At 61.4% G+C, this 23506-nt stretch carries 21 protein-coding genes and 2 pseudogenes; 7 read left to right on the top strand and 16 right to left on the bottom strand.

Annotated features, from left to right (window positions below; genetic code table 11):
• Positions 1-25: 25 nt before the first annotated feature.
• The 11 genes and pseudogenes from IQK56_RS03940 to IQK56_RS03985 form a co-directional block, all read right to left on the bottom strand.
• Positions 26-511: a DUF2878 domain-containing protein gene (locus IQK56_RS03940; protein ID WP_193862130.1), complete on the bottom strand. Its 486-nt coding sequence runs from the start codon at positions 509-511 to the stop codon at positions 26-28.
• The gene (locus IQK56_RS03945; RefSeq protein WP_122309135.1) at positions 504-1775 is read right to left on the bottom strand and encodes an SAM-dependent methyltransferase; all 1272 of its coding nucleotides are present in this window, start codon (positions 1773-1775) and stop codon (positions 504-506) included. The genes IQK56_RS03940 and IQK56_RS03945 overlap by 8 nt, the downstream gene beginning before the upstream one ends.
• Positions 1762-2571 (bottom strand): DUF1365 family protein, encoded by an 810-nt coding sequence (locus IQK56_RS03950; RefSeq protein ID WP_193862129.1) that lies wholly within the window; start codon positions 2569-2571, stop codon positions 1762-1764. The genes IQK56_RS03945 and IQK56_RS03950 overlap by 14 nt, the downstream gene beginning before the upstream one ends.
• Positions 2568-3815, bottom strand: coding sequence for an FAD-dependent oxidoreductase (locus IQK56_RS03955; RefSeq protein ID WP_193862128.1), 1248 nt, complete (start codon positions 3813-3815; stop codon positions 2568-2570). The genes IQK56_RS03950 and IQK56_RS03955 overlap by 4 nt, the downstream gene beginning before the upstream one ends.
• Complete coding sequence (locus IQK56_RS03960; protein ID WP_193862127.1) at positions 3812-4594, bottom strand: SDR family NAD(P)-dependent oxidoreductase; 783 nt, start codon at positions 4592-4594, stop codon at positions 3812-3814. The genes IQK56_RS03955 and IQK56_RS03960 overlap by 4 nt, the downstream gene beginning before the upstream one ends.
• A complete protein-coding gene (locus tag IQK56_RS31020; protein ID WP_122309143.1) occupies positions 4591-5013 on the bottom strand; it encodes a nuclear transport factor 2 family protein in 423 nt (140 codons plus the stop codon). Before IQK56_RS31020 ends, IQK56_RS03960 begins: the two co-directional genes overlap by 4 nt.
• 15 nt (positions 5014-5028) lie before the next feature.
• A pseudogene (gene phrB / locus IQK56_RS03965) lies at positions 5029-6447 on the bottom strand (deoxyribodipyrimidine photo-lyase); the annotation flags it as partial.
• Positions 6448-7377, bottom strand: a complete 930-nt coding sequence (locus IQK56_RS03970; RefSeq protein ID WP_193862126.1) for a MerR family transcriptional regulator — start codon at positions 7375-7377, stop codon at positions 6448-6450. It lies immediately after the preceding pseudogene.
• Positions 7378-7380: 3 nt separating this feature from the next.
• Positions 7381-8340: a YbgA family protein gene (locus tag IQK56_RS03975; protein ID WP_122309149.1), complete on the bottom strand. Its 960-nt coding sequence runs from the start codon at positions 8338-8340 to the stop codon at positions 7381-7383.
• 112 nt (positions 8341-8452) lie between these two features.
• Positions 8453-8668, bottom strand: coding sequence for a TIGR02450 family Trp-rich protein (locus tag IQK56_RS03980; protein ID WP_122309151.1), 216 nt, complete (start codon positions 8666-8668; stop codon positions 8453-8455).
• Positions 8665-9652 (bottom strand): annotated as a pseudogene (locus IQK56_RS03985) (NAD(P)/FAD-dependent oxidoreductase). The gene IQK56_RS03980 and the pseudogene IQK56_RS03985 overlap by 4 nt, the downstream one beginning before the upstream one ends.
• 211 nt (positions 9653-9863) lie before the next feature.
• Between IQK56_RS03985 and IQK56_RS03990 the strand changes: the two are divergent.
• Both IQK56_RS03990 and hemH read left to right on the top strand, forming a co-directional pair.
• A complete protein-coding gene (locus tag IQK56_RS03990; RefSeq protein ID WP_193862125.1) occupies positions 9864-10763 on the top strand; it encodes a TIGR01777 family oxidoreductase in 900 nt (299 codons plus the stop codon).
• Between the two features lie 14 nt (positions 10764-10777).
• Entirely contained in the window at positions 10778-11803 is a 1026-nt protein-coding gene (gene hemH / locus IQK56_RS03995; protein ID WP_193901548.1) for a ferrochelatase, read from the top strand.
• 61 nt (positions 11804-11864) lie between these two features.
• Here the strand turns inward: hemH and IQK56_RS04000 are convergent, their stop codons facing one another.
• Positions 11865-13970 carry a TonB-dependent siderophore receptor gene (locus IQK56_RS04000; RefSeq protein WP_150760822.1) on the bottom strand — a complete coding sequence of 702 codons (2106 nt, stop codon included), beginning with the start codon at positions 13968-13970 and terminating at the stop codon, positions 11865-11867.
• Positions 13971-14082: 112 nt separating this feature from the next.
• Entirely contained in the window at positions 14083-15237 is a 1155-nt protein-coding gene (gene algW, locus IQK56_RS04005; RefSeq protein WP_122309161.1) for a Do family serine endopeptidase AlgW, read from the bottom strand.
• Between the two features lie 102 nt (positions 15238-15339).
• Between algW and IQK56_RS04010 the strand changes: the two genes are divergently transcribed.
• From IQK56_RS04010 to cysN, 4 genes are all read left to right on the top strand, one after another.
• On the top strand, positions 15340-16098 hold the full coding sequence (locus tag IQK56_RS04010; RefSeq protein ID WP_122309163.1) for a Nif3-like dinuclear metal center hexameric protein: 759 nt from the start codon (positions 15340-15342) through the stop codon (positions 16096-16098).
• A gap of 163 nt (positions 16099-16261) precedes the next feature.
• Positions 16262-17179, top strand: a complete 918-nt coding sequence (cysD, locus tag IQK56_RS04015; protein WP_032886164.1) for a sulfate adenylyltransferase subunit CysD — start codon at positions 16262-16264, stop codon at positions 17177-17179.
• A gap of 104 nt (positions 17180-17283) precedes the next feature.
• Positions 17284-17625 (top strand): four helix bundle protein, encoded by a 342-nt coding sequence (locus IQK56_RS04020; RefSeq protein ID WP_122309165.1) that lies wholly within the window; start codon positions 17284-17286, stop codon positions 17623-17625.
• A 53-nt stretch (positions 17626-17678) separates the two neighbouring features.
• On the top strand, positions 17679-19577 hold the full coding sequence (gene cysN / locus IQK56_RS04025; RefSeq protein WP_193862124.1) for a sulfate adenylyltransferase subunit CysN: 1899 nt from the start codon (positions 17679-17681) through the stop codon (positions 19575-19577).
• A 51-nt stretch (positions 19578-19628) separates the two neighbouring features.
• On the opposite strand, the gene IQK56_RS04030 is transcribed toward cysN, so the two are convergent.
• From IQK56_RS04030 to IQK56_RS04040, 3 genes are read right to left on the bottom strand one after another with little or no spacing between them, the layout of a single operon-like run.
• Positions 19629-20528, bottom strand: a complete 900-nt coding sequence (locus tag IQK56_RS04030) for an acyltransferase (RefSeq protein WP_193862123.1) — start codon at positions 20526-20528, stop codon at positions 19629-19631.
• A complete protein-coding gene (gene pta / locus IQK56_RS04035) occupies positions 20529-22628 on the bottom strand; it encodes a phosphate acetyltransferase (RefSeq protein ID WP_122309169.1) in 2100 nt (699 codons plus the stop codon).
• A 60-nt stretch (positions 22629-22688) separates the two neighbouring features.
• Positions 22689-23024 carry a DUF3565 domain-containing protein gene (locus IQK56_RS04040; RefSeq protein ID WP_150760820.1) on the bottom strand — a complete coding sequence of 112 codons (336 nt, stop codon included), beginning with the start codon at positions 23022-23024 and terminating at the stop codon, positions 22689-22691.
• Here IQK56_RS04040 and IQK56_RS04045 point away from each other — a divergent pair.
• Complete coding sequence (locus tag IQK56_RS04045; protein ID WP_032886172.1) at positions 22993-23478, top strand: FKBP-type peptidyl-prolyl cis-trans isomerase; 486 nt, start codon at positions 22993-22995, stop codon at positions 23476-23478. The genes IQK56_RS04040 and IQK56_RS04045 overlap by 32 nt on opposite strands.
• The last annotated feature ends 28 nt before the right edge of the window (positions 23479-23506 follow it).

Consider the following 23506-nt stretch of genomic DNA (forward strand, 5'->3'; position numbering starts at 1 on the left):
AGCTGCAAGAAAAAGCCGACCGGCTTCAGTATTTTGTCGCGGCGCGAGCAAGCAGTACAAAGAGCGCAGCCCACAGCAGTGCCAAGCCGAACAGGCTCGGCCACAGCGCGTAACCGAAGCTCACCCCGGCCAGTTGGCTGCCTGCGTAATAAGACATGGGGCCGCCCACGGCGCCCAATAGGGCTGCGCGCCAGCGAGGCCGGGTGCTCCAGGCCAAACAATGACGCAGTGTCGTCGCCAGTAGCGCCCATAGCAGCATCAACCAGAACGGAATCAGCGGGCCCGGCTCGGTGAACTGAAACACGCCCAGCGTGCGTAACGCCGTATCCAGCAATGTGCCCAGCACCGTCACGCTGAGAATCAGTCTGCCGTCTTCGGCCCATGAACTTATCCACAGCAGATGAACAGCCAGCGCAGCGAGCCCAACGAGTAACCACCCGCTGTCGCCACCCAGTACACACGCAAACCAGCCGCACTGGAACAGCGCGGCATTGGCCAGGTTTTTAAGCATTGAAGCGCCCGAGCAACGGAGGGGTGATCGCTGCCGGTTTGGCCAGCAGCAATTGCGCGGTGCCGATGGTGCGCTCCATAAAGCCACCTTCGCAGTAACACAGGTAAAACTCCCACAACCGCAGGAAGTATTCGTCGTAGCCCATTTCTGTCAGGCGGCCGTGAGCGCGACGAAAATTCTCATGCCACAGGCGCAGGGTTCGCGCGTAGTGCAGGCCAAAGTCTTCCATGTGCAGCAGGTTCATATCGGTGTCGCGGCTGACGATCTGCAGCATGTTCTGCACACTGGGCAAGGCGCCGCCCGGGAAGATGTAGCGCTGGATAAAGTCCACGCTGTTCTTGGCCTGCTCAAACCGTTGCTCGCGGATAGTGATGGCCTGCAGCAGCATCAGCCCATCGCTCTTGAGCAAGTGCGCGCATTGCTTGAAGTAGGTCGGCAGGAAGCGATGGCCCACGGCTTCGATCATCTCGATGGACACCAGCTTGTCGTATTGGCCAGTGAGGTCGCGATAGTCACTCAGCAGCAATGTGACCTGGTCGTGCAGGCCGAGGGTTTCGATGCGTTTTTCGGTGTAGGCGAACTGCTCCTTGGACAAGGTCGTGGTGGTGACCTTGCAGCCATAGTGCTGCGCGGCATACAGCGCCATGCTGCCCCAGCCGGTGCCGATTTCCAGCAGGTGGTCGGTGGGCTTGAGTGCGAGCTTCTGGCAGATGCGTTCCAGCTTGTTCAGTTGCGCCTGTTCCAGGGTGTCGTCGGGGCTCAGAAATTGCGCCGCCGAATACATCATGGTCGGGTCGAGGAATTCTTCGAACAGGTCGTTGCCCAGGTCGTAATGGGCGGCGATGTTTTTCTGCGAGCCCTTGCGCGTGTTGCGGTTGAGCCAGTGCAGGCCTTGGGTGAACGGGCGTGCCAGCCGCGCCAGGCCACCTTCCATGGCGTCGAGCACGTCCAGGTTGCTGACCATCACGCGTACCACGGCGGTCAGGTCCGGGCTGCTCCAATACCCGTGGATAAACGCCTCGCCGGCGCCGATGGAGCCGTTGGCCGCCACCAAGCCCCAGACCGCAGGGTCGAGGATCTGGATTTCCCCCAGCAAGTGCGCTTCCCGTGCGCCGAACACTTGCCGTTCGCCGTCCTCGATCACCACCAGTTGGCCGTGGCGCAATTGGCTGAGTTGGCGCAGCACACCCTTGCGCAGCAGCGCACTGGTCACGCCGTTGACGTTCAGGCGGTTGGTCTTGACCGATAAGCTAGGGGATTTCATGGCGGCGATCCTTGGTATACCCGACGGCTGTACGAGAGGCGCCATCGGCGGCCCGGTGGGAAAAAATCGGTGTGCGCTTAAGAAAAAGGCGCAGCGCCTGCCAGTAAATGGCCAGGCACGTCTTGGCGGTCATCCACGGAAATCGCCACAAGTAGCGATGCAGACTGGCGCGGTTCAGCGCTTCCTTTTGCAGGCTCAAGGTGGCGTCGAACACTTTCAGCTCGCCCTGCCAGTCGGCCATGTGCACGCCGAGCCTGGCGGCGGGCGGGCTGAAGCTCATGCGGTATTCCAGGTCGCGGGGCAAGAACGGCGACACATGGAAGACCTTGGCCACGGCGAAATGCTGGTGCTCATCAGCGTTCAGGGCCTGGGCCGGCAGCACGTAGTGGTAGCGCTCGCGCCACGGGGTGTTGGTCACTTCACACAGGATCGCGGCCAGTTGCCCATCGGCCTCGAAGCAGTAGAAGAAACTCACGGGATTAAAGGCCAGGCCCCAACTGCGGGCCTGGGTCAGTAGGCAGATAACGCCCTGAGGCGTACGCCCCAGCGCCTTGCCGACTTCCTGGCGCACGGCATCGCTCAAGCTCATGCCGTGGCGCGTGAATTCACGCAGGTAATCCTGCTGACGAAAACCGAAGGGCGCCAGGCGACTGTGCCCCGCCAACGGCGACAGCCCGAGGACTTCGTCTTGTTCGCTCAAGTCCAGGTACAGCAGGCCGATGCGGTAGCGAAAGGCATGGGCCTTGGGCGCAAACCGTCGATGGGCAATCCAGCCGCTGTACAGGGCGCTGTTCACAGGGTTTCCCCAAAGGCCTGGGCCACGCGCAGGGCGCTGACCACGCCGTCTTCGTGGAAGCCATTGGCCCAGTAGGCGCCGCAATAAAAGGTGTTGCGCGCCCCGGCCAGTTCTTCCCAGCGGTTTTGCGCGGCCACCGCCGCCAAGCTGTATTGCGGATGGGCGTAGGTGTAGCGCGCAAGGATCTTCAGTGGGTTGATCATCGGCGTCTGGTTGAGGCTGACGCAAAAGGTGGTGGCGCTCTCGATGCCTTGCAGGATGTTCATGTCATAGGTGACGGCTGCCTGGGTCTGGGCGTTGCCGCTCAGCCGGTAATTCCAACTGGCCCAGGCGAGCTCGCGGTCGGGCAGCAGGCGGGTGTCGGTGTGCAGGACCACGTCGTTGTCGGCGTAGGGCAGGGCACCGAGAATCTCCTGTTCGGCCTGGCTGGGGTCGGCGAGCAATGCCAGTGCCTGGTCGCTATGGCAGGCGAACACCACCCGGTCAAACGCCTCGCTGCCGGCAGGGCTGTGGATAACTACGCCGTCCCCGGTGCGCTCGACGTTATGCACAGGGCAATTGAGGCGAATCTGCTCGCGAAAGCGGCGCGTCAACGGTTCGATGTAGCGGCTGGACCCGCCTTCGATCACGCACCACTGCGGCCGGTTGTTCACCGACAGCAAGCCGTGGTTCTTGAAAAAGCGCACAAAGAACTGCAACGGAAAGCCCAGCATGTCTGCCAGGGACATCGACCAGATCGCCGCGCCCATCGGCACGATGTAGTGCCGCACAAAGCGTTCGCCGTAACCCCCGGCCGCGAGGTAATCGCCCAAGGTCATCTCGGCGCTGATGCGTTGCTCCTGCAGGTCCAGCGGCGCCTGGCGGTTGAAGCGCAGGATGTCGCGCAACATGCCCCAGAAGCCCGGCGACAGGATATTGCGGCGCTGGGCGAACAGGCTGTTGAGGTTGTTGCCGTTGTATTCGAACCGGGTGCTTTCGTCGCACACCGAGAAGCTCATCTCGGTGGGTTTGAACGTCACGCCGATCTGCCCCAGCAAGCGGATGAAGTTGGGATACGTCCAATCGTTGAACACGATAAAGCCGGTGTCCACCGCGTAGCTTTTGCCATCGACGCTGACATCGACTGTATGGGTATGCCCGCCGATGCGATTGCCCGCTTCAAACACGGTGACCTCGTGACGGCGGCTGAGCAGATAGGCGCTGGTCAGGCCAGCAATGCCGCTGCCGATAATGGCGATCTTCACTGGTCGTCCTTTTTCGGTGGCGGGCTGCGCAGCATGCGTTTGCCGATGATCAATTGCGCACGGTTAGGCAGTTTCGACAGTGGCCACAGGGTCGCAATGAACAAGGCCGGGAAGGCGATTTCCAGTGGGCGCTTGTCCAGCTTGGCGAAGATGTGCCGAGCCGCCTTGTCGGCCGGCCAGCTCAGGGGCATCGGGAAGTCATTGCGCTCGGTCAGTGGCGTGTCGACAAAGCCTGGGCTGATCACGGTGACGTCGATGTTTTCCGGCGACAGGCCGATGCGCAGGGATTCGAACAGGTAACGCAGCCCGGCCTTGGACGCGCCATAGGCTTCGGCGCGGGGCATCGGCAGGTAGGTCACGGCGCTGGCGACACCCACCAGGTGCGGGGTGCGCCCGGCACGCAGCAACGGCAGCGCCGCTTCGATGCAATAACTGCTGGCCAGCAAGTTGGTGCGCACCACGTGCTCGATGATCGATGAATCAAACTGCTTGGCGTCGACATACTCACAGGTGCCGGCGTTGAGGATCACGGTGTCGAGCGAACCCCAGACAGCACCGATATGCTCCCCGATCTCGCGTACCGTCTGGCTGTTGGTCAGGTCACCGGCCACCACCAGCACTTGGCCGGGGTAACGTTGGGCCAGTGCGTCCAGCGGCGCCTGGGTGCGGGAACTCAAGGCTACATGGGCGCCGCTGTCCAGCAACTCCACGGCCAACGCGGCACCAATCCCACTGCTGGCACCGGTCAGCCAATAACGACGTGGCGACACTGCTTTCATCCCACTCTCCTTTTCAACCAACTGACGACTCTGCCCAGGACGGGAAGGTGTTCGTAGAGCAGGGCGCCCGCATCGAAGTAATCGCGGTGGCGGTACACCTTGTCCCGCCACATCAGGTGCGAGCACCCCTCCACCCGGATGACTTGGCCGTTGGCCAGGCGCGGGTGGCAAAAACTCATTTTCCAGCGCAGGTAGCCTTCGCCTTCGGCTACTTGGTCGAAACCGTGGAAGTCGAAGCGCAGCTGGCTGACATTGCTGTACAGCTCGGCGAAATAGCGGTGCAACGCGGTCAGGCCATGGACCTCGTGCAGCGGGTCGGTAAAGGCAATGTCCTTGCTGTATAGGCTGTCGAGCAGATGCAGGTTGTGCTTGTCCAGCGTGGCGAAGGTCTGGGCGAAGCGTTGCAGGAAGTCACTCATGTTCGACCACCGACTGCGCGAAGGCAGGCTGCGGAAGGCGGCCAGGGCTCGCTCGCGGGACTTTTTCAGGTCGACAATCGAGCGCGGATAATCCGCTACGCCAAACAGACCACCGACGGCTTGGGGGTTGTGCACTTCCTTTTTATTCAGGGCGGCCAGCTCCGGCAGCCAGTGCTTGATGAATACACCTTCGCTGTCGAACTTTTCCGACTGGCTCAGCGGGCTGAAGATCCGGAAGTACGGCGCCGAGTCGGTGCCGGTGGACGAACTCCACTGCCAGCCGCCGTTGTTGGCCGCCAGGTCACCGTCGATCAGGTGGCGCATAAAGAAGCGCTCGCCTTCACGCCAGTCAATCAGAAGGTTCTTGGTCAGGAACATCGCTACCACCATGCGCAGCCGGTTGTGCATCCAGCCGGTTTCCAGCAGTTGGCGCATGGCGGCGTCAATGATCGGCAGGCCAGTGCGAGCTTCTTGCCAGGCCGCCAGATCCTTGGGCGCATCACGCCAAGCCACGGCTTCGGTTTCGGGGCGAAACGCACGGTGGCGCGACACCCGTGGGTAGCCCACCAGGATGTGTTTGTAGAACTCACGCCAGAGCAGTTCGTTGATCCAAGTGATGGCGCCGATGTCGCCACTTTCGAATTCGCCCTGGTTGGTCTGCAACGCGGCATGCAGGCACTGGCGCGGCGAGACCACGCCTGCCGCGAGGTAGGCCGACAACTGGCTGGTGCCGGGCTTGGCGGGGAAGTCGCGCTCGTCTTTGTAATAGCTGATCTGCTGGTCGGCGAAGGCGTCGAGGCGCCGCCGGGCTTCGTCTTCACCTGCGGGCCAGAGGGCGCGCAGGGTGTCGCTGGGCGGCTCGAAACCGGCAACGGTGGCCGGGACCGGATCGCTGTTGAGGTCGAGTCTGGCCTGGGCCTTTGGCGTGTGTACCAACCGTGGCAGCGCGCTGTGCAACCGTGTGTAGCAGACCTTGCGGAACTGACTGAATACCTGGAAGTAGGTGCCGGTCTTGGTCAGCACACTGCCCGGTTGGAAGAACAATTGGTCAAGGTAGCTGTGGAAAGTCACGCCTTCGGCCTCCAGCGCCTGGGCGACGGCGGCGTCACGGCGGCTTTCGTGAATGCCGTACTCCTCGTTGACGTGCAGCGATTGCACCGACAGCGCCCGGCACAGTTCGCTGAGCACAGCGGGCGCCTGATCCCAAGTGGCCGCCGTACGGATCAACAGCGGGATGTTCAGCTCACCCAAGGCCTGGCTCAGGCGCTGCAGGTTGCGCAGCCAGAAGTCGACTTTGCACGGAGCATCATCGTGAGCCAGCCATTGCTCAGGCGTGATCAGGTACACGGCGGCGACCGGGCCACGCTGGCTTGCGGCGGCCAGGGCGGTGTTGTCGTGTAGGCGCAGGTCGGTGCGCAGCCAGATCAAATGCATTTAGATAAGTCCACGCTGGATCAGTAACTGGTGAGCCGACAACACCTCTTCGGCCACGAACAATTCAGGAGTGTCACGGGTTAATACGGCTAACTCAGCGTGATGGATGCACACCGTTGGTCCGACGAGCAGCGTCGGGCAACTGACGCCCATCAGCAGTTTGGTCAGCGCCGGCAAGTGCAGGGCCTTGCTCGAATACAGCAGCACCGCACGCGGTTGCAGATGCTCCACCGCCAGGGCCAGTTCGCCGGCGGGCAGCGGCCAGTCGAACACTTCCACCGGGCAATCGGCGCTGCTGGCCAGCCAGGCGCTGAGCCACAGGTGCGGCTCCAGTGGCAGGTCGGACTGGTTGACCAGCAGCAGTGGCGCACCGTGCAGTTGGCGATTGTTGTGGTAGATGCGCGCACCGAACTTGCTGCGCAGCCAGGACAGGAAAAACACCCGCTCCATCTGCGCGCCGAACTGGCCCTGCCAACGCTGCTCCAACTCGATGATCAGTGGCAGCAGCAGTTGTTCGCACAGGGTGCGCGGCGGGTAGAGCGCCATGGCCTGGTTGAAGGCGTCGTCGACCCGGCGCTCGGTCAGTTCGCTGATGGCCTGCACCAGGGTCTGGCGCAGGGTGTGCCATTCATTCTGTACCGTGTCGGGGCTGGTCTGGGCAGTGTCAAGCAGGTGTTTGACCTGGCTGACTGGCACGCCGCGATTGAGCCAGGTGAGAATGGCGTGGATGCGTTGCACATGGTCGGCGCTGAACAGCCGATGGCCCTTGGGCGTGCGCTGGGGCACGATCAGGCCATAGCGGCGTTCCCAGGCGCGCAGGGTCACGGCGTTGACGCCGGTCTGGCGCGCCACTTCGCGGATCGGCAGCCAGCCGTCTTCCAGCGCTTGGGCGATGTCTTCGCCGGGTTCGTCTTGCAGGGCAACTTTCATGGTCTAGATCGCATTACGCAGGCTGAGGTTTTCCGGGTGCGGTTGCAGATAGGCCTGCTGCGCGATGTAGCGGTCCGGGTGTTGGCGAAAGTGATGTTTGAGCAGGGTCAACGGCACCACCAGTGGCACGATGCCGTGGCGGTATTGGCCGATGACGGTCTGCATTTCCTGCTTGTCGTCGGCGCTGATGACCTGTTTGAGGTAGCCGCTGATGTGTTGCAGCACATTGGTGTGGGTACCGCGGGTGGCGCACTTGGTCAGGCCGGTCATCAAGTCGCTGAAGTAACACGCGGCCAATTCACTGAGGTCGGTGCCTTTGCCCATGCTGCCCAGCAGGTGACCCAGGCTTTTGTAATGGGCGGGGCTGTGGGCCATCAGCAGGTACTTGTAGCGCGAGTGGAAGGCCAGCAGGCCGTGACGGCTCAGTCCTTCGGCCAGCAGTTGCTGCCAACTGGCGTAGACGAACACGCGGGTCAGGAAGTTTTCCCGCAGCACCGGGTCATTCAATCGGCCGTCTTCTTCGACCGGCAGGTTGGGATGGCGTGCGCAAAACGCCTGGGCATAGATGCCGCGCCCGCCGCCGTCGACCGGGGTGCCGTTTTCGCGGTACACCTTGACCCGCTCCAGGCCACAGGACGGCGACTTCTGCATAAAAATGTAACCGCACAGGTCGGTATGTTCCTGTGCCATCTGCTGACCGTAATCGGCCAGCGGCTGGGTCACGTTGAGTTCGCGGTGCACCGTGCCCACGGCCTGCGGGTGGGCAGGGTCACCGACCAGGCGGATCGGTTCGCGGGGGATACCCAGGCCGATGGCGACTTCGGGGCACAGCGGCACAAAGTCGAAATAGTCGGCGAGGGTCTGGCTGCAGAGCAGGGATTGTTTATGGCCGCCGTTGAAGCGCACGTTCTCGCCCAACAGGCAGGCGCTGATAGCGATCTTTGGTTTTGCGCTGCTGGACATCGGCAAACCCCTGATAAATTCCTGTACAAGCTTTAGGCGTTGTACAACTAAATCTCATCATAGGTTTGATGCTGTGCAAGTCAAATTATTTGTACAGGTTTTTTCGTGGGGATTATTTCCAGCCGATTTTCCAGGCCTCGGCATTCTGCAAAGTCTGCCACGGCAGGCGTTCGGCCCGTTTGGTCATGATCGCCTGCAGCTCGATTTCCAGCACGGTACCTTCTTCGTCCCGGAACAATTCGGTGACCAGAAAGTGTTTTTCCTTGTTGCGGGGGTGGGCTGCTGTCCACTTCGACAGCAGCAACTTGGCGGGGTTGAGGCGGTTCATTGCAGGTGCTCGATCAGGCGTCGTGCAGCTTCCTGACCACTGAGCCAGGCGCCTTCGACGCGACCGGACAGGCACCAGTCGCCACACACGTACAGACCCAGGTCGGCATCTGCCAGCACACCGAATTCGTGACTGCTGGACGGGCGCGCATACAGCCAGCGGTGCGCCAGGCTGAAGGACGGCGCAGGCATGGCGCTGTGCAGCAATTCGGCGAAGGCGCCGTGCAGGTGTTCGATCACGGCTTCCTTGGGCAAGTCCAGATGGGCTTTGCTCCACGCGCTGGTGGCGTGCAGCACCCAGGTATCGAGGGTGGTGTCGCGTCCGGGTTTGCTGCGGTTGCGCGCCAGCCAGTCGAGGGGGCTGTCTTGTACGAAACAGCCTTCCATCGGTGTATCCAGGGGCTTGTCGAAGGCCAGGGCGATGGCCCAGGTGGGGTCCATTTTCACCCCGGCGGCGGCACTGGCCAGCTTGGGCGCGGCGGCCAGCAGGGCAGTGGCTTGGGGGCGCTGGCGTGGCGATGATCACATGACTGAATGGGCCATGGCTGCCGCCGTCTGCGTCGAGCAGGTTCCAGTGCTGGGTGCCTTGGAACACCTCGGTAATGCGGCAACCGAATTCCACCGGCAAGTCATCGAGCAGGGCGCGGGTGATGGCGCTCATGCGCGGTGAGCCGACCCAGCGGATCTGCTCGTCGGGGGAGGGCGTGAGCTGGCCGGATTTGAAGTTGTACAACTGCGGTTTCCACTGCTCGGCCCAGCCGTTGCTCTGCCAGCGTTGCACTTCGTTGACGAAGCGTCGGTCGCGGGCGGTGAAGTACTGGGCGCCCATGTCCAGCGCGCCGGCATCGCTGCGCTTGCTGGACATGCGGCCACCGCTGCCGCGGCTTTTATCGAAAAGTTTTACAGCGTGCCCGGCGTCTCGTAACGCTTGGGCGGCGGAGAGACCGGCGATGCCGGTACCGATGATCGCGATGGGGACAGTCATGGGAGGCCTCGTTTTACCGTTGGGTACAGACTACGCCGACACCAATAGCTGTACAATATTGTTTTTTGGTATAAGTTTTGGCGTACCTGAACGTCTGGCGTGACCTATGGTTAAGCTGAGGCTTAAACAACAGCCACGCCCGATTACAAATTGATCCCTGCTTATAAAATAGACCAGTGATCGGCGGCGAACGTTACATGAGGAAGATCCCATGCATATTTTGCTGACCGGCGGTACCGGCTTGATCGGCCGCCAGCTCTGCCAACACTGGCTCGCCCAAGGCCATCGCCTGACCGTGTGGAGCCGCCATCCTGAAGAGGTTGCCGCCCTGTGTGGCGCGCAGGTGCTGGGCGTTGCGCGCCTGGAAGAGGTGATCGGCGCCGTGGACGCGGTGGTCAATCTCGCCGGCGCCGCCATCGCCGACCGCCCCTGGACCCACAAACGCAAGGCGCTGTTGTGGAGCAGCCGCATCGGCCTTACCGAAACCCTGCTGGCGTGGCTCGAAGGCCTTGAGCAAAAGCCGGCGGTGTTGATTTCCGGTTCGGCGGTAGGCTGGTACGGCGACGGCGGCGAGCGCGAACTGACCGAGGCCAGCGGCCCGGTGCAGGACGACTTCCCCAGCCAGTTGTGTATCGCCTGGGAAGAGACCGCCCAGCGCGCCGAAGCCCTGGGCATCCGTGTGGTGCTGGTAAGGACCGGATTGGTGCTGGCGGCCGAGGGCGGCTTTTTGTCGCGGCTGCTGCTGCCGTTCAAACTGGCGCTGGGCGGGCCGATCGGCAATGGTCGGCAGTGGATGCCCTGGGTGCATATCAAGGATCAAATCGCCCTGATTGATTTTCTTCTGCACAAGGATGACGCCAGCGGTCCGTATAATGCCTGCGCGCCACACCCGGTGCGTAACCGCGAGTTCGCCAAGACCCTGGGCCAGGTGCTGCACCGCCCGGCGTTCATGCCGATGCCGGCCTTTGCGCTGAAAGTCGGCTTGGGCGAGTTGTCGGGGCTGTTGCTGGGCGGGCAGAAGGCGATACCCGAACGCTTGATGGCCGCCAGTTTCATTTTCCAGTTCACTGAGTTGCATGCGGCTCTGGATGACTTGTCCAGCCGCCTCTAGAGATAGGATGTTGCATGACGGATCACGCGTTGTTACTGGTCAACCTGGGTTCACCGGCGTCCACTTCGGTGGCCGATGTGCGCAGCTACCTCAACCAGTTTTTGATGGACCCTTATGTGATCGACCTGCCATGGCCGGTGCGGCGCTTGCTGGTGTCGCTGATCCTGATCAAGCGCCCCGAGCAGTCGGCCCATGCCTATGCGTCGATCTGGTGGGATGACGGCTCGCCGCTGGTGGTGCTCAGTCGCCGGCTGCAACAGCAGATGACCGCGCAGTGGACCCAAGGCCCCGTAGAGTTGGCCATGCGTTACGGCGAGCCGTCCCTGGAAACGACCCTCACCCGGCTGGCTGCCCAAGGCATTCAGAAGGTCACCCTGGCGCCTTTGTACCCGCAGTTCGCCGACAGCACTGTGACCACAGTGATCGAAGAGGCCCGGCGCGTGGTGCGAGACAAGAAACTGAATGTGCAGTTCTCGATCCTGCAGCCGTTCTACGATCAGCCCGAATACCTCGATGCCCTGGCGGCGAGCGCCCGGCGTTATGTCGAGCAGGATTACGACCACTTGCTGCTGAGCTTTCATGGTTTGCCCGAGCGCCATCTGACAAAGCTCGACCCGACCGGCCAGCATTGCTTCAAGGATGCCGACTGCTGCAAGAACGCCTCGCCGCAAGTGCTTGCCACCTGCTATCGCGCACAATGTTTCAGTGTTGCCCGCGATGTGGCCGAGCGCCTGGGTTTGCCGGATGGCAAATGGTCGGTGGCGTTCCAGTCGCGCCTGGGCCGTGCGAAGTGGATCGAACCCTACACCGAAGCGCGTTTGGAGGCGCTGGCTCAACAAGGCGTGAAAAAGCTGCTGGTGATGTGCCCGGCGTTTGTCGCCGATTGCATCGAGACCCTGGAAGAGATTGGCGATCGCGGCCTGGAGCAGTTCCGCGAGGCGGGGGGCGAGGAATTGGTATTGGTACCGTGCTTGAATGATGATCCGCAGTGGGCGGCGGCGCTCAATACGTTGTGCGAAAGAGCGCCGTTGTCCCTGTAGTCAAGTCATGCGGTAGTCCAAATGTGGGAGGGGCAAGCTCTCCCACATTTTTTGATTTGTATTACAGGTTGAGGGTCAGGCTGACAGTCAGGTTGCGCGGTTCGCCGGGGTTGACCCAGTAGTTGCTGTAGGACCGCTCGTAGTACTTCTCGTCAAACAGGTTGTTCAGGTTCAGGCCCACCGTCACGTTCTCGGTCGCCTTGTAATGCGCCAGCAGATCCACGGTGTGGTAGGCCGGCAGTTCAAAACGGCTGCCGGCTTCACCCGAGCGGTCGCCCACATAGGTGAATGCCGCGCCAAGGTCCGAGCCGCGCAACGCGCCATCCTGGAATTCATACACTCCCAACAGACTGCCACTGCGCTTGGCCACGCCGAGAATGCGGCTGCCTGCCGGAATGGCCTTGTCACCTTTGGTCACTTCGGCGTCGATGTAGGCGAAGGCGCCGATCACCCGTATCGCGTCGGTCAGTTGTCCGGTCAGTTGCAAGTCAACGCCCTGGCTGCGCGCCTTGCCCATGGCGCGGTTGGTGTTGGTGGCCGGGTCCAGGGCCAGTACGTTTTCCTTTTCGATATGGAACGCGGCGACGGTGGTGCTGAGGCGGTCGTCGAACAGCTCGCTCTTGATCCCCACTTCATAACCCACGCCTTCTTCGGGCTTGAAGGTGTTGCCCGCGGCGTCCAGGCCGCTGTTGGGCTTGAACGAGGTCGAAGCGTTGGCGAATACGCCGACTTCAGGGGTGAGTTGATAAAGCAGGCCGGCACGCTGAGTGAGGGCGTCGTGGGTTTGCCGGCTCGGCGGGGCGTTGCGGGTGAAGTCATCGACGGTTTGCTCGAAATGCTCGAAGCGTGCGCCGAGCATGCCGCGCAGGCGGTCGGTAAAGACGATCTGGTCTTGCAGGTTCAGGGCGTGGCTTTTGGTCTGCTCGAAAAAGTCAGTGCCGGAGCGTATGCCATTGGGTTTGGTTTGGCCGTAGACCGGGTTGTAGATGTCGATAGCGTATGAGCTACCCGGGCTGCCGGCGATGGCGGTCACGCGTTCCTTCTTGCGGTAGTCCTCGTATTCGGTGCCCACCAGCAGTTCATGCTGCCAGCTGCCGATGTCGAACAGACCGCGCAGTTCCAATTGGGTGATGCTGTCGTGCCAGCCCATGGAGCGTTCGCGGTAGCGGCGGTTGAGGGTATGGCCGTCGGCGCTGAGTGGCCGGTTTTCCGAGGCGTCACCCCACAGGCTGCCTTGTTTGTAATGGCTGGCAAGGCGCAGTTTCCAGGCGTCGTTGAGGTGATGTTCAAGGGTCGCCTGGATGCGGTTGTTGTGGTTGTCGATATCGCCGTCGTTGGGCTCGCCGAGGAAGGTGGAGCGCGACAGACCGGGGGCGTCGACGATGCCACGGTCGAACGTGGAGCTGTGGCGCACGAATTCACTTTCCACCAGCAGGCTGGTGTCCGGGTCCAACTGCCAACTGAACGAGGGTGCGACGAATACGCGTTTGCTCTGCACGTGATCGCGGAAGCTGTGGTTGTCTTCTACCGCCAGGTTGACCCGTGACAGCACGTGGCCTTCGCCGTCCAGCGGCGTGTTGACGTCGATGGCAGTGCGGTAACGGTCCCAGCTGCCTGCGCTGGTTTGCAGGGTGGTGAAGGCCTCAGGCTGGGGTTTCTTGGTGACGATGTTCACGGTGCCACCGGGATCGCCGCGCCCATACAGACTGGCTGCCGGGCCCTTGAGCACTTCGATGCGTTCGATATTGGCCGCATCCGGTGTGCTCGGGTAACCACGGTTGGCGCTGAAACCGTCCTGGTAGAACTCCGAGGTGGTGAACCCGCGCACGCTGTATTCGTAGAGGGTCAGGCCGCCGAAGTTGTTTTGCTTGGACACGCCGCCCGCAAATTCCAGGGCGCGTTCCACATTGGTGCTACCCAGGTCCTTGAGCACCGTGGCGGGAATCACGCTGATGGATTGTGGGATATCGCGCAGGGCCGTGTCGGTTTTAGTCGCGCTGGCCGAACGAGTGGCGCGGTAGCCCTTCACCGGGCCGGTGGCGGATTCATAGGCGTCGGTAGTGACGCTGATGGTATCGAGTTCGACGGTGGTTTCTTCGGCAAAGGCGGGGTCGAGCAGCAAACCCAAGGCCAGGCCAGCCAAGGGGGCAATTCTTCGAGACGGCATGATAGAGCGTTCCAATAGCGATATTGAAACAATATAACATGACTAATGAGAGTGAATTGCTGTGAAACATTAACTTACAGGTGCCCGCGAAAGGGCACCTGGACGAGGCGGCTTATTCCTCTTCTTTTACCGGAGCCGGCGGCGGGCGCAGGCCGATTTCCGCCGACAACTTGATCTCTTTACCGTTGCGCATCACCAGGATCGCCACCTTGTCGGTCGGCTTGATCCGCGCCACCTGGTTCATCGACTTACGGCCATCACCTGCCGGTTCGCCATTGATGTTCAGGATCACGTCACCCAACTGCAGGCCGGCTTTCTGCGCCGGGCCGTCGCGGAAGATCCCCGCGACCACGATGCCAGGGCGCCCGGTCAGGCCAAACGACTCGGCCAGTTCCTTGGTCAGCGGTTGTACTTCGATCCCCAGCCAGCCGCGAATAACCTGGCCGTGCTCGATGATCGACTTCATCACTTCCATCGCCAGCTTCACCGGGATCGCAAAACCGATGCCTTGGGAACCGCCGGACTTGGAGAAAATCGCGGTGTTGATACCGGTCAGGTTGCCATTGGCATCCACCAGCGCGCCGCCGGAGTTGCCAGGGTTGATCGCCGCGTCGGTCTGGATGAAGTCTTCGTAGCTGTTGAGGCCCAACTGGTTACGGCCGGTGGCGCTGATGATGCCCATGGTCACCGTCTGGCCCACCCCGAACGGGTTGCCGATGGCCAGCGCCACATCACCCACCCGCAGGCCGTCGGAACGGCCGAGGGTGATGGAGGGCAGGTTTTTCAAATCGATCTTCAACACCGCCAGGTCCGTTTCCGGGTCGCTGCCCACCACACGGGCCAGGGTTTCGCGGCCATCACGCAGCGCCACCACAATCTGGTCGGCGCCAGTGGTCACGTGGTTGTTGGTGAGGATGTAGCCTTCGGGGCTCATGATCACCCCGGAACCCAGGCTGGATTCCATGCGCCGCTGCTTGGGCCCGTTGTCACCGAAATAGCGGCGGAACTGCGGGTCCTCAAACAATGGATGCGCCGGCTTGTTGATGACCTTGGTGGTGTACAGGTTGACCACCGCCGGAGCGGCAATGACCACTGCGTCGGCGTACGTCACCGGGCCTTGCACCACCGCGCTGGTCTGCGGCGCCTGTTGCAGGTTGACATCAAGGCTGGGTAAGCCCACCAACTGGGGATAACGCTGAATAATCAGCATCGCGATCAGCACGCCAGCCAGCAATGGCCATCCAAAAAAACGCAGTGCCTTGAGCATCAAGTAAGTCCTGACAGGTTGCAGGGGGCGGGAGAGCGCCCATAATGTCGCGCATTATACGAGGCTGCGAGCGCCTCGGAACGGGATATTTAGGAGTCTTTTATGGCCGTCCCCCTTACCACCCTCGTCGAGGAAGCAGACCGCTACCTCGGCAGTGCAAAAATCGCCGACTACTGCCCCAATGGCCTGCAAGTTGAAGGTCGCCCGCAGGTGATGCGCATCGTCAGCGGCGTTACCGCAAGCCAAGCCCTGCTGGACGCGGCCGTTGAAGCCCAGGCCGATTTGATCCTGGTGCACCACGGCTATTTCTGGAAAGGCGAGAACCCCTGCATCACCGGCATGAAGCAGCGCCGCCTCAAAACCCTGCTCAAGCACGACATCAGTTTGCTGGCCTATCACCTGCCGCTGGACCTGCACCCCGACGTCGGCAACAACGTGCAGCTTGCCAGGCAGTTGGACATCACCGTCGAAGGCCCGCTCGACCCGAGCAACCCCAAGATCGTCGGTCTGGTCGGCTCCCTCGCCGAACCCCTGTCGCCCCGCGACTTTGCCCGCCGTGTGCAGGACGTCATGGGTCGCGAACCGCTGCTGATCGAAGGCAGTGAGATGATCCGCCGCGTCGGCTGGTGCACCGGCGGTGGCCAAGGCTACATCGACCATGGGATTGCTGCCGGCGTCGACCTTTTCCTGAGCGGCGAAGCCTCCGAGCAAACCTTCCACAGCGCGCGGGAAAACGACATCAGCTTCATCGCCGCCGGCCATCACGCCACCGAGCGCTATGGCGTACAGGCATTGGGTGATTACCTGGCGCGGCGTTTTGCTCTCGAACATCTATTCATCGACTGCCCCAACCCAATCTAAATGTGGGAGGGGGCTTGGCAGTATCGCAGGCCAAACCTGGGGGCATATTCATATACCGTTTCGATCTAGCCAGCTCCCTGAATAGAAGAAGGTGCTGTGCTAGCATGCCTCGCTCGAACACGGCCCGCAGGCCGTCCATAAGATCGTTTTTCCGTGAGTAACCATGGTCGACAAACTGACGCATCTGAAACAGCTGGAGGCGGAAAGCATCCACATCATCCGCGAGGTCGCCGCCGAGTTCGACAACCCGGTGATGCTCTACTCGATCGGTAAAGACTCCGCCGTGATGCTGCATCTGGCACGCAAGGCCTTCTTCCCAGGCAAACTGCCGTTCCCGGTGATGCACGTCGACACCCGCTGGAAATTCCAGGAGATGTACGCGTTCCGCGACAAGATGGTCGAGGAACTGGGCCTGGACCTGATCACCCACGTCAACCCCGATGGCGTTGCGCAGGGCATCAACCCGTTCACCCACGGCAGCGCCAAGCACACCGACATCATGAAGACCGAAGGCCTCAAGCAGGCCTTGGACAAGCATGGTTTCGACGCAGCCTTCGGCGGTGCCCGTCGTGATGAAGAGAAATCCCGCGCCAAAGAGCGCGTGTACTCGTTCCGCGACAGCAAGCACCGCTGGGACCCGAAGAACCAGCGTCCCGAGCTGTGGAACGTGTACAACGGCAACGTCAACAAGGGTGAGTCGATCCGTGTGTTCCCGCTGTCCAACTGGACCGAGCTGGACATCTGGCAGTACATCTACCTGGAAGGCATCCCGATCGTGCCGCTGTACTTCGCCGCCGAACGCGACGTGATCGAGAAGAACGGCACGTTGATCATGATCGACGACGACCGCATCCTCGAGCACCTGTCCGACGAAGACAAAGCCCGTATCGTCAAAAAGAAAGTACGTTTCCGTACCCTTGGCTGCTACCCGTTGACGGGCGCGGTGGAGTCCGAAGCCGAGACGCTGACGGACATCATTCAGGAAATGCTCCTGACGCGAACTTCCGAGCGCCAGGGCCGTGTCATCGACCATGATGGCGCCGGCTCAATGGAAGATAAAAAACGGCAGGGGTACTTCTAAGCTTCGAGTTACAAGCGGCAAGCTGCAAGTTAAGGGCGGTATGCGTAATTTTGCAGTTTGGTGCTCGCAGCCGGTTGCTGCGAGCCGCGATCGAGTGACTCGTAATGGACTTCGAGAGGCTGGTTGTTTGGCAGCGAAGCAAGTGTTTGGCGGTGGAAATCTATCGAGAGTTTGCTCAATGCAGGGATCTTGGTTTCAAGGACCAGATCACTCGCTCAGCGCTTTCGGTGCCATCCAATATTGCTGAAGGAATGGAACGTCGTAGCGCCAAAGAAAAGATACGATTTCTCTGGATCGCTAAGGCTTCTTGTGGAGAGTTACGGACACAGATTCTAATCGGCAGCGACATTGCTTATATCGACCACCCGCTGGCTGATAACTGGATTGCAGAAACTCGCGAGCTTTCAAAAATGCTCTGCGGCCTGATCAACAAAATTTCTGACTAGCTGTACGCCGACAAGCTTGCCGCTTGAAGCTTACAGCTTGGAGCTTGAACCCAATGAGCCATCAATCTGATTTGATCAGCGAGGACATCCTCGCCTACCTGGGCCAGCACGAGCGCAAAGAGATGTTGCGCTTCCTGACCTGCGGCAACGTCGATGACGGCAAGAGCACCCTGATCGGGCGCCTGCTGCACGACTCCAAGATGATCTACGAAGATCACCTGGAAGCCATCACCCGCGATTCGAAGAAGTCCGGCACCACCGGTGACGACATCGACCTGGCCTTGCTGGTCGACGGCCTGCAGGCCGAGCGTGAGCAGGGCATCACCATCGATGTTGCCTACCGCTACTTCTCCACCGCCAAGCGCAAATTCATCATTGCCGACACCCCCGGCCATGAGCAGTACACCCGCAACATGGCCACCGGTGCCTCCACCTGTGACCTGGCGATCATCCTGATCGACGCCCGCTACGGCGTGCAGACCCAGACCCGTCGCCACAGCTTCATCGCCTCGTTGCTGGGCATCAAGCACATCGTGATCGCCGTCAACAAGATGGACATCAATGGCTTCGACCAGAGCGTTTTCGAGCAGATCAAGGCCGATTACCTGAAGTTCGCCGACGGTATCGCCTTCAAGCCGAGCACCATGGCCTTTGTGCCGATGTCGGCGCTCAAGGGTGACAACGTGGTGAACAAGAGCGAGCGTTCGCCTTGGTACACCGGCCAGTCGCTGATGGAAATCCTCGAAACCGTCGAGATCGCCAACGACCGCAACTACACCGACCTGCGTTTCCCGGTGCAGTACGTCAACCGTCCGAACCTGAACTTCCGTGGTTTCGCCGGCACCCTGGCCAGCGGCATCGTGCATAAGGGCGACGAAATCGTTGTTCTGCCGTCGGGCAAGAGCAGTCGCGTCAAGTCCATCGTCACCTTCGACGGTGAACTGGAACACGCCGGCCCAGGCCAGGCCGTGACCCTGACCATGGAAGACGAGATCGACATCTCCCGTGGCGACCTGCTGGTGCATGCCGACAACGTGCCGCAAGTAACTGACGCCTTCGACGCCATGCTGGTGTGGATGGCCGAAGAGCCGATGCTGCCGGGCAAGAAATACGACATCAAGCGCGCCACCAGCTACGTGCCGGGTTCCATCACCAGCATCGTGCACCGCGTGGACGTGAACACCCTGGCCGAAGGCCCGGCGAGTTCGCTGCAGTTGAACGAGATTGGCCGGGTCAAGGTCAGCCTCGACGCCGCCATCGCGTTGGATGGTTACGACAGCAACCGCACCACGGGTGCGTTCATTGTTATCGACCGCTTGACCAACGGCACCGTCGCCGCAGGCATGATCATCGCACCGCCGGTTACCCACGGCAGCGCGGCGCAGCATGGCAAGTTGGCACATGTGGCCACCGAAGAGCGTGCCCAGCGCTTTGGCCAGCAACCGGCCACCGTGCTGTTCAGCGGCCTGTCCGGCGCTGGCAAGAGCACCTTGGCCTATGCGGTCGAGCGCAAGCTGTTCGACATGGGCCGTGCGGTATTTGTGCTGGATGGCCAGAACCTGCGTCACGACCTGAACAAAGGTCTGCCACAGGATCGTGCCGGGCGTACCGAGAACTGGCGTCGTGCCGCTCACGTGGCGCGCCAGTTCAACGAAGCCGGCCTGCTGACGTTGGCCGCGTTCGTTGCCCCGGATGCTGAAGGCCGTGAACAGGCCAAGGCGCTGATTGGCGCTGATCGTCTGCTGACCGTGTACGTGCAGGCGTCGCCGCTGGTATGCGCCGAGCGCGATCCGCAAGGCCTGTACGCGGCCGGCGGGGATAACATCCCTGGCGAGTCCTTCCCGTACGACGTGCCGTTGAATGCCGACCTGGTGCTCGACACCCAGGCGCTGTCGCTGGAAGACAGCGTCAAGCAAGTGCTGGAACTGTTGCGTCAGCGCGGCGCGATCTAAACCTCGCTGCAGTCAAATGTGGGAGGGGGCAAGCCCCCTCCCACATTTTGGTCATCGTTTGTCTGGGAAGTCTTTATGCAGCGTGTCCAGCAACGCATCCTTGGCTTCCCACAGTTGGTTAATCCAGCCCTGGAATGCCAACCGATACTCCCCATCCTGTTCATAATTCTTACCGATAAACTCGGTCGGAATCTGCACCTCTTCAAACTGCACCACCACGTCCTTCACATTCCCGCATAGCAAATCCCAATACCCAGGACGCCCGCCAGGGTAGTGAATGGTCACGTTCACCAGTGATTTCAGCTGCTCGCCCATTGCGTCCAGTACAAATGCGATTCCACCCGCCTTGGGTTTGAGCAAATAGCGAAACGGCGACTTCTGCTGCGCATGTTTGCCAGGTGTGAACCGCGTACCTTCGGCAAAGTTGAAAATCCCGACCGGGTTGTCGCGAAACTTCGCACAGGTCTTGCGGGTGGTTTCCAGGTCTTTGCCTTTCTTCTCCGGGTGCTTCTCCAGATAAGCCTTGGTGTAGCGCTTCATGAACGGAAAGCCCAGTGCCCACCACGCCAGGCCAATCACCGGCACCCAGATCAATTCCTGCTTGAGGAAGAACTTCAGCGGGCGAATCCGTCGATTGAGCACGTATTGCAAGACCATGATGTCGACCCAGCTCTGGTGGTTGCTGGTCACCAGATATGAGTGTTGATAATCCAGCCCTTCAAGGCCTTTAAGGTGCCAGCGCGTGCGCTGTACCAGGTTCATCCAGCCCTTGTTGTTGGTGACCCAGGCTTCGTGGGTGTGGTTCATCAGCCATTCGCTGAAGCGTTTGGCAAACGGCAGCGCCTTGAACAGCGCAACGATGAACAGGAACGAACACAGCAGGATCGTGTTCAGCGCCAGTAACAGCGAAGCGATCACCCCGCGCACGGCGGCAGGTAGAAAATCCAGCATTTAGATATCCATTGGTCGGTTGGCGGCTTGGATCGCGGTCAGGGCGATGGTGTACACGATGTCGTCGACCTGGGCGCCGCGGGGCAGGTCGTTGACCGGTTTGCGCAGGCCCTGGAGCATCGGGCCCAGGCTTACGCAATCGGCGCTGCGTTGCACGGCCTTGTGGGTGGTGTTGCCGGTGTTCAGGTCGGGGAAGACGAACACGGTGGCCTTGCCGGCGACCTGGCTGTTGGGCGCCAGTTGCCGGGCTACGTCCTCGTTGGCGGCGGCGTCGTATTGCAGGGGGCCGTCGATCAACAGCGAGCTTTGCTGTTCATGGGCGAGCAGGGTGGCTTCGCGAACTTTTTCCACTTCCTCGCCGCTGGCCGAATCACCGCTGGAATAGCTGATCATCGCCACGCGCGGGGTAATGCCGAACGCCGCCGCCGAGTCGGCGCTTTGCAGGGCGATTTCCGCGAGTTCCGCAGCGCTGGGGTGTGGGTTCATCACGCAGTCGCCGTACACCAGCACCTCTTCGGGGAACAGCATGAAGAACACCGATGAGACCAGCGTGCAGCCCGGCGCCGTTTTGATCAGTTGCAGGGCAGGGCGGATGGTGTTGGCGGTGGAGTGGATAACGCCAGAAACCAGTCCATCCACTTCATCCAGCGCGAGCATCATGGTGGCGATCACCACAGTGTCTTCCAACTGTTGCTCGGCCATCGGCGCGTTGAGGCTTTTGCTTTTGCGCAGCGCGACCATCGGTTCGACGTAGCGTTGGCGGATCAGGTCCGGGTCAAGAATTTCCAGGCCTTCAGGCAATTCGATGCCTTGGGCGCGGGCGACGGCTTCCACATCCGCTGGTTTGGCCAGCAACACGCAACGGGCAATGCCTCGGGCCTGGCAGATGGCGGCGGCCTGGACGGTAAGCGGCTCGCTGCCTTCGGGCAGCACGATGCGTTTGTTGGCGGCCTGGGCGCGTTGGATCAACTGGTAGCGGAACACCGCTGGCGACAGGCGCATCTCCCGTGGTGTACCGCAACGCTGATGCAGCCAGCGCGCATCAAGGTGGCTGGCGACGAAATCGGTGATGATCTCGGCGCGCTCGCGGTCATCGATGGGGATTTCCTTGTTCAGGCTGTTGAGCAGGTTGGCGGTGTCGTAGGAGCCGGTGCTCACCGACAGCACTGGCAGCCCGGCCTGAAACGCCCCGCGACACAGATCCATGATGCGCGGATCGGGCAGTGTGTCGCTGGTCAGCAGCAGGCCGGCCAGCGGCACGCCGTTGATCGCGGCCAGGCTGACGGCCAGGATGATGTCGTCGCGGTCGCCGGGGGTTACCACCAGCACGCCGGGTTTGAGCAGTTCGACGGTATTACGCATGGTGCGGGCGCAGATGATGATCTTGGTCATGCGCCGAGTTTCGTAGTCGCCGGCGTTGAGGATCTGCGCGCCCATCAGGTCGGCCACGTCGCGGGTGCGCGGCGCGTTGAGTTCCGGTTGATACGGAATGCAGCCGAGCAGGCGGAAGTCACCGCTGCGCAGTAACGGCGAATGCTCCTTAAGGCGCGCTGAAAACGCCTCCATGCTTTCGTCGGTGCGCACCTTGTTGAGGATCACGCCGAGTACTTTCGGGTCTTTCGGGCCGCCGAACAGTTGGGCCTGCAATTCCACGCGGCCGGAGAGTTCGGTGAGCACTTCGTTTTCCGGGGCGGAGACCAGGATCACTTCCGCGTCCAGGCTCTTGGCCAGGTGCAGGTTGACCCGTGCCGCATAGCTGGCGTTGCGGGTCGGCACCATGCCTTCGACGATCAGTACGTCCTTGCCCACGGCGGCCTGCTGATAGAGGGTGATGATCTCTTCGAGCAGTTCGTCAAGTTGGCCGTCGCCGAGCATCCGCTCAACGTGGGCCAGGCCCAAAGGCTGTGGTGGCTTGAGGCCGTGGGTGCGCGCCACCAGTTCGGTGGAGCGTTCGGGGCCAGTGTCGCCGGGGTGCGGCTGGGCAATCGGCTTGAAGAAGCCGACTTTCAGCCCGGCCCGCTCAAGGGTGCGCACCAGCCCAAGGCTGATGGAGGTCAGACCCACACCAAAATCGGTGGGCGCGATAAAAAAAGTCTGCATGCGAATTCTCTGGAGGTGCATGGCTTCGGTGGCGCTCTATGGCTGAGTGCCTACCGGGAATCAGGCGTCAAGGTTATCGTTATTCGGCGCTTGCGCACACCAGCCGCAGGCAAAGGGCTGGCCTATTTTTTCCAGACGCTGTGCGGGGTCGAGTACCCAGGCGCGGGATTGCCACGGCGGCTGGTGGCGCAGATGCTGGGTGTGGCCGCAGGACAGCTCGGCCACCCAATACCGTTCTTCGTCCCGATGAAAACCGACGACCGTGACCCTTGATCGGTCCCGTCTGTCCGGGTTCTGTTCGCTTTCGGGCAAATCCTTGTTTAGACTTGTCCGTTCTTCATTCTTATGCAAAAGGTCTCGCCCCATGACGATCGCCGCTAACAAGGCTGTCTCCATCGACTATACCCTGACCAACGACGCTGGTGAGGTCATCGACAGCTCCGCCGGCGGCGCGCCGCTGGTCTACCTGCAAGGCGCAGGTAACATCATCCCAGGCCTGGAAAAGGCGCTGGAAGGCAAAGCAGTTGGTGATGAACTGACCGTTGCCGTAGAACCTGAAGATGCCTACGGCGAATACTCGGCTGAGCTGGTCAGCACTCTGAGCCGCAGCATGTTCGAAGGCGTTGACGAGCTGGAAGTGGGCATGCAGTTCCACGCTTCCGCGCCGGACGGCCAAATGCAGATCGTGACCATCCGTGATCTGGACGGCGACGACGTAACCGTCGACGGCAACCACCCTCTGGCCGGCCAGCGCCTGAACTTCCAAGTGAAGATCGTTGCCATCCGCGATGCTTCCCAGGAAGAAGTGGCTCACGGCCACGTTCACGGTGAAGGCGGTCATCAGCACTGATTGATGCGTTAATCAGCTGATAGCAAAA

The sequence above is a fragment of the Pseudomonas cyclaminis genome (assembly GCF_015163715.1).
Lineage (GTDB): Bacteria > Pseudomonadota > Gammaproteobacteria > Pseudomonadales > Pseudomonadaceae > Aquipseudomonas > Aquipseudomonas cyclaminis.

Bases quoted from the DNA above. Each gene is read 5' to 3' on its own strand.
- cysN (WP_193862124.1), top strand. From the start codon at position 17,679: ATGAGCCATCAATCTGATTTGATCAGCGAGGACATCCTCGCCTACCTG.
- cysD (WP_032886164.1), top strand. From the start codon at position 16,262: ATGGTCGACAAACTGACGCATCTGAAACAGCTGGAGGCGGAAAGCATC.
- IQK56_RS04010 (WP_122309163.1), top strand. From the start codon at position 15,340: ATGGCCGTCCCCCTTACCACCCTCGTCGAGGAAGCAGACCGCTACCTC.
- IQK56_RS03980 (WP_122309151.1), bottom strand. From the start codon at position 8,668: ATGAACCGCCTCAACCCCGCCAAGTTGCTGCTGTCGAAGTGGACAGCA.
- IQK56_RS04045 (WP_032886172.1), top strand. From the start codon at position 22,993: ATGACGATCGCCGCTAACAAGGCTGTCTCCATCGACTATACCCTGACC.
- IQK56_RS03990 (WP_193862125.1), top strand. From the start codon at position 9,864: ATGCATATTTTGCTGACCGGCGGTACCGGCTTGATCGGCCGCCAGCTC.
- IQK56_RS31020 (WP_122309143.1), bottom strand. From the start codon at position 5,013: ATGAGTGACTTCCTGCAACGCTTCGCCCAGACCTTCGCCACGCTGGAC.
- IQK56_RS03960 (WP_193862127.1), bottom strand. From the start codon at position 4,594: ATGAAAGCAGTGTCGCCACGTCGTTATTGGCTGACCGGTGCCAGCAGT.
- pta (WP_122309169.1), bottom strand. From the start codon at position 22,628: ATGCAGACTTTTTTTATCGCGCCCACCGATTTTGGTGTGGGTCTGACC.
- IQK56_RS04030 (WP_193862123.1), bottom strand. From the start codon at position 20,528: ATGCTGGATTTTCTACCTGCCGCCGTGCGCGGGGTGATCGCTTCGCTG.
- IQK56_RS04020 (WP_122309165.1), top strand. From the start codon at position 17,284: ATGGACTTCGAGAGGCTGGTTGTTTGGCAGCGAAGCAAGTGTTTGGCG.
- hemH (WP_193901548.1), top strand. From the start codon at position 10,778: ATGACGGATCACGCGTTGTTACTGGTCAACCTGGGTTCACCGGCGTCC.
- IQK56_RS03940 (WP_193862130.1), bottom strand. From the start codon at position 511: ATGCTTAAAAACCTGGCCAATGCCGCGCTGTTCCAGTGCGGCTGGTTT.
- IQK56_RS03970 (WP_193862126.1), bottom strand. From the start codon at position 7,377: ATGAAAGTTGCCCTGCAAGACGAACCCGGCGAAGACATCGCCCAAGCG.
- IQK56_RS03975 (WP_122309149.1), bottom strand. From the start codon at position 8,340: ATGTCCAGCAGCGCAAAACCAAAGATCGCTATCAGCGCCTGCCTGTTG.
- IQK56_RS04040 (WP_150760820.1), bottom strand. From the start codon at position 23,024: ATGGAGACAGCCTTGTTAGCGGCGATCGTCATGGGGCGAGACCTTTTG.
- IQK56_RS04000 (WP_150760822.1), bottom strand. From the start codon at position 13,970: ATGCCGTCTCGAAGAATTGCCCCCTTGGCTGGCCTGGCCTTGGGTTTG.
- algW (WP_122309161.1), bottom strand. From the start codon at position 15,237: ATGCTCAAGGCACTGCGTTTTTTTGGATGGCCATTGCTGGCTGGCGTG.
- IQK56_RS03945 (WP_122309135.1), bottom strand. From the start codon at position 1,775: ATGAAATCCCCTAGCTTATCGGTCAAGACCAACCGCCTGAACGTCAAC.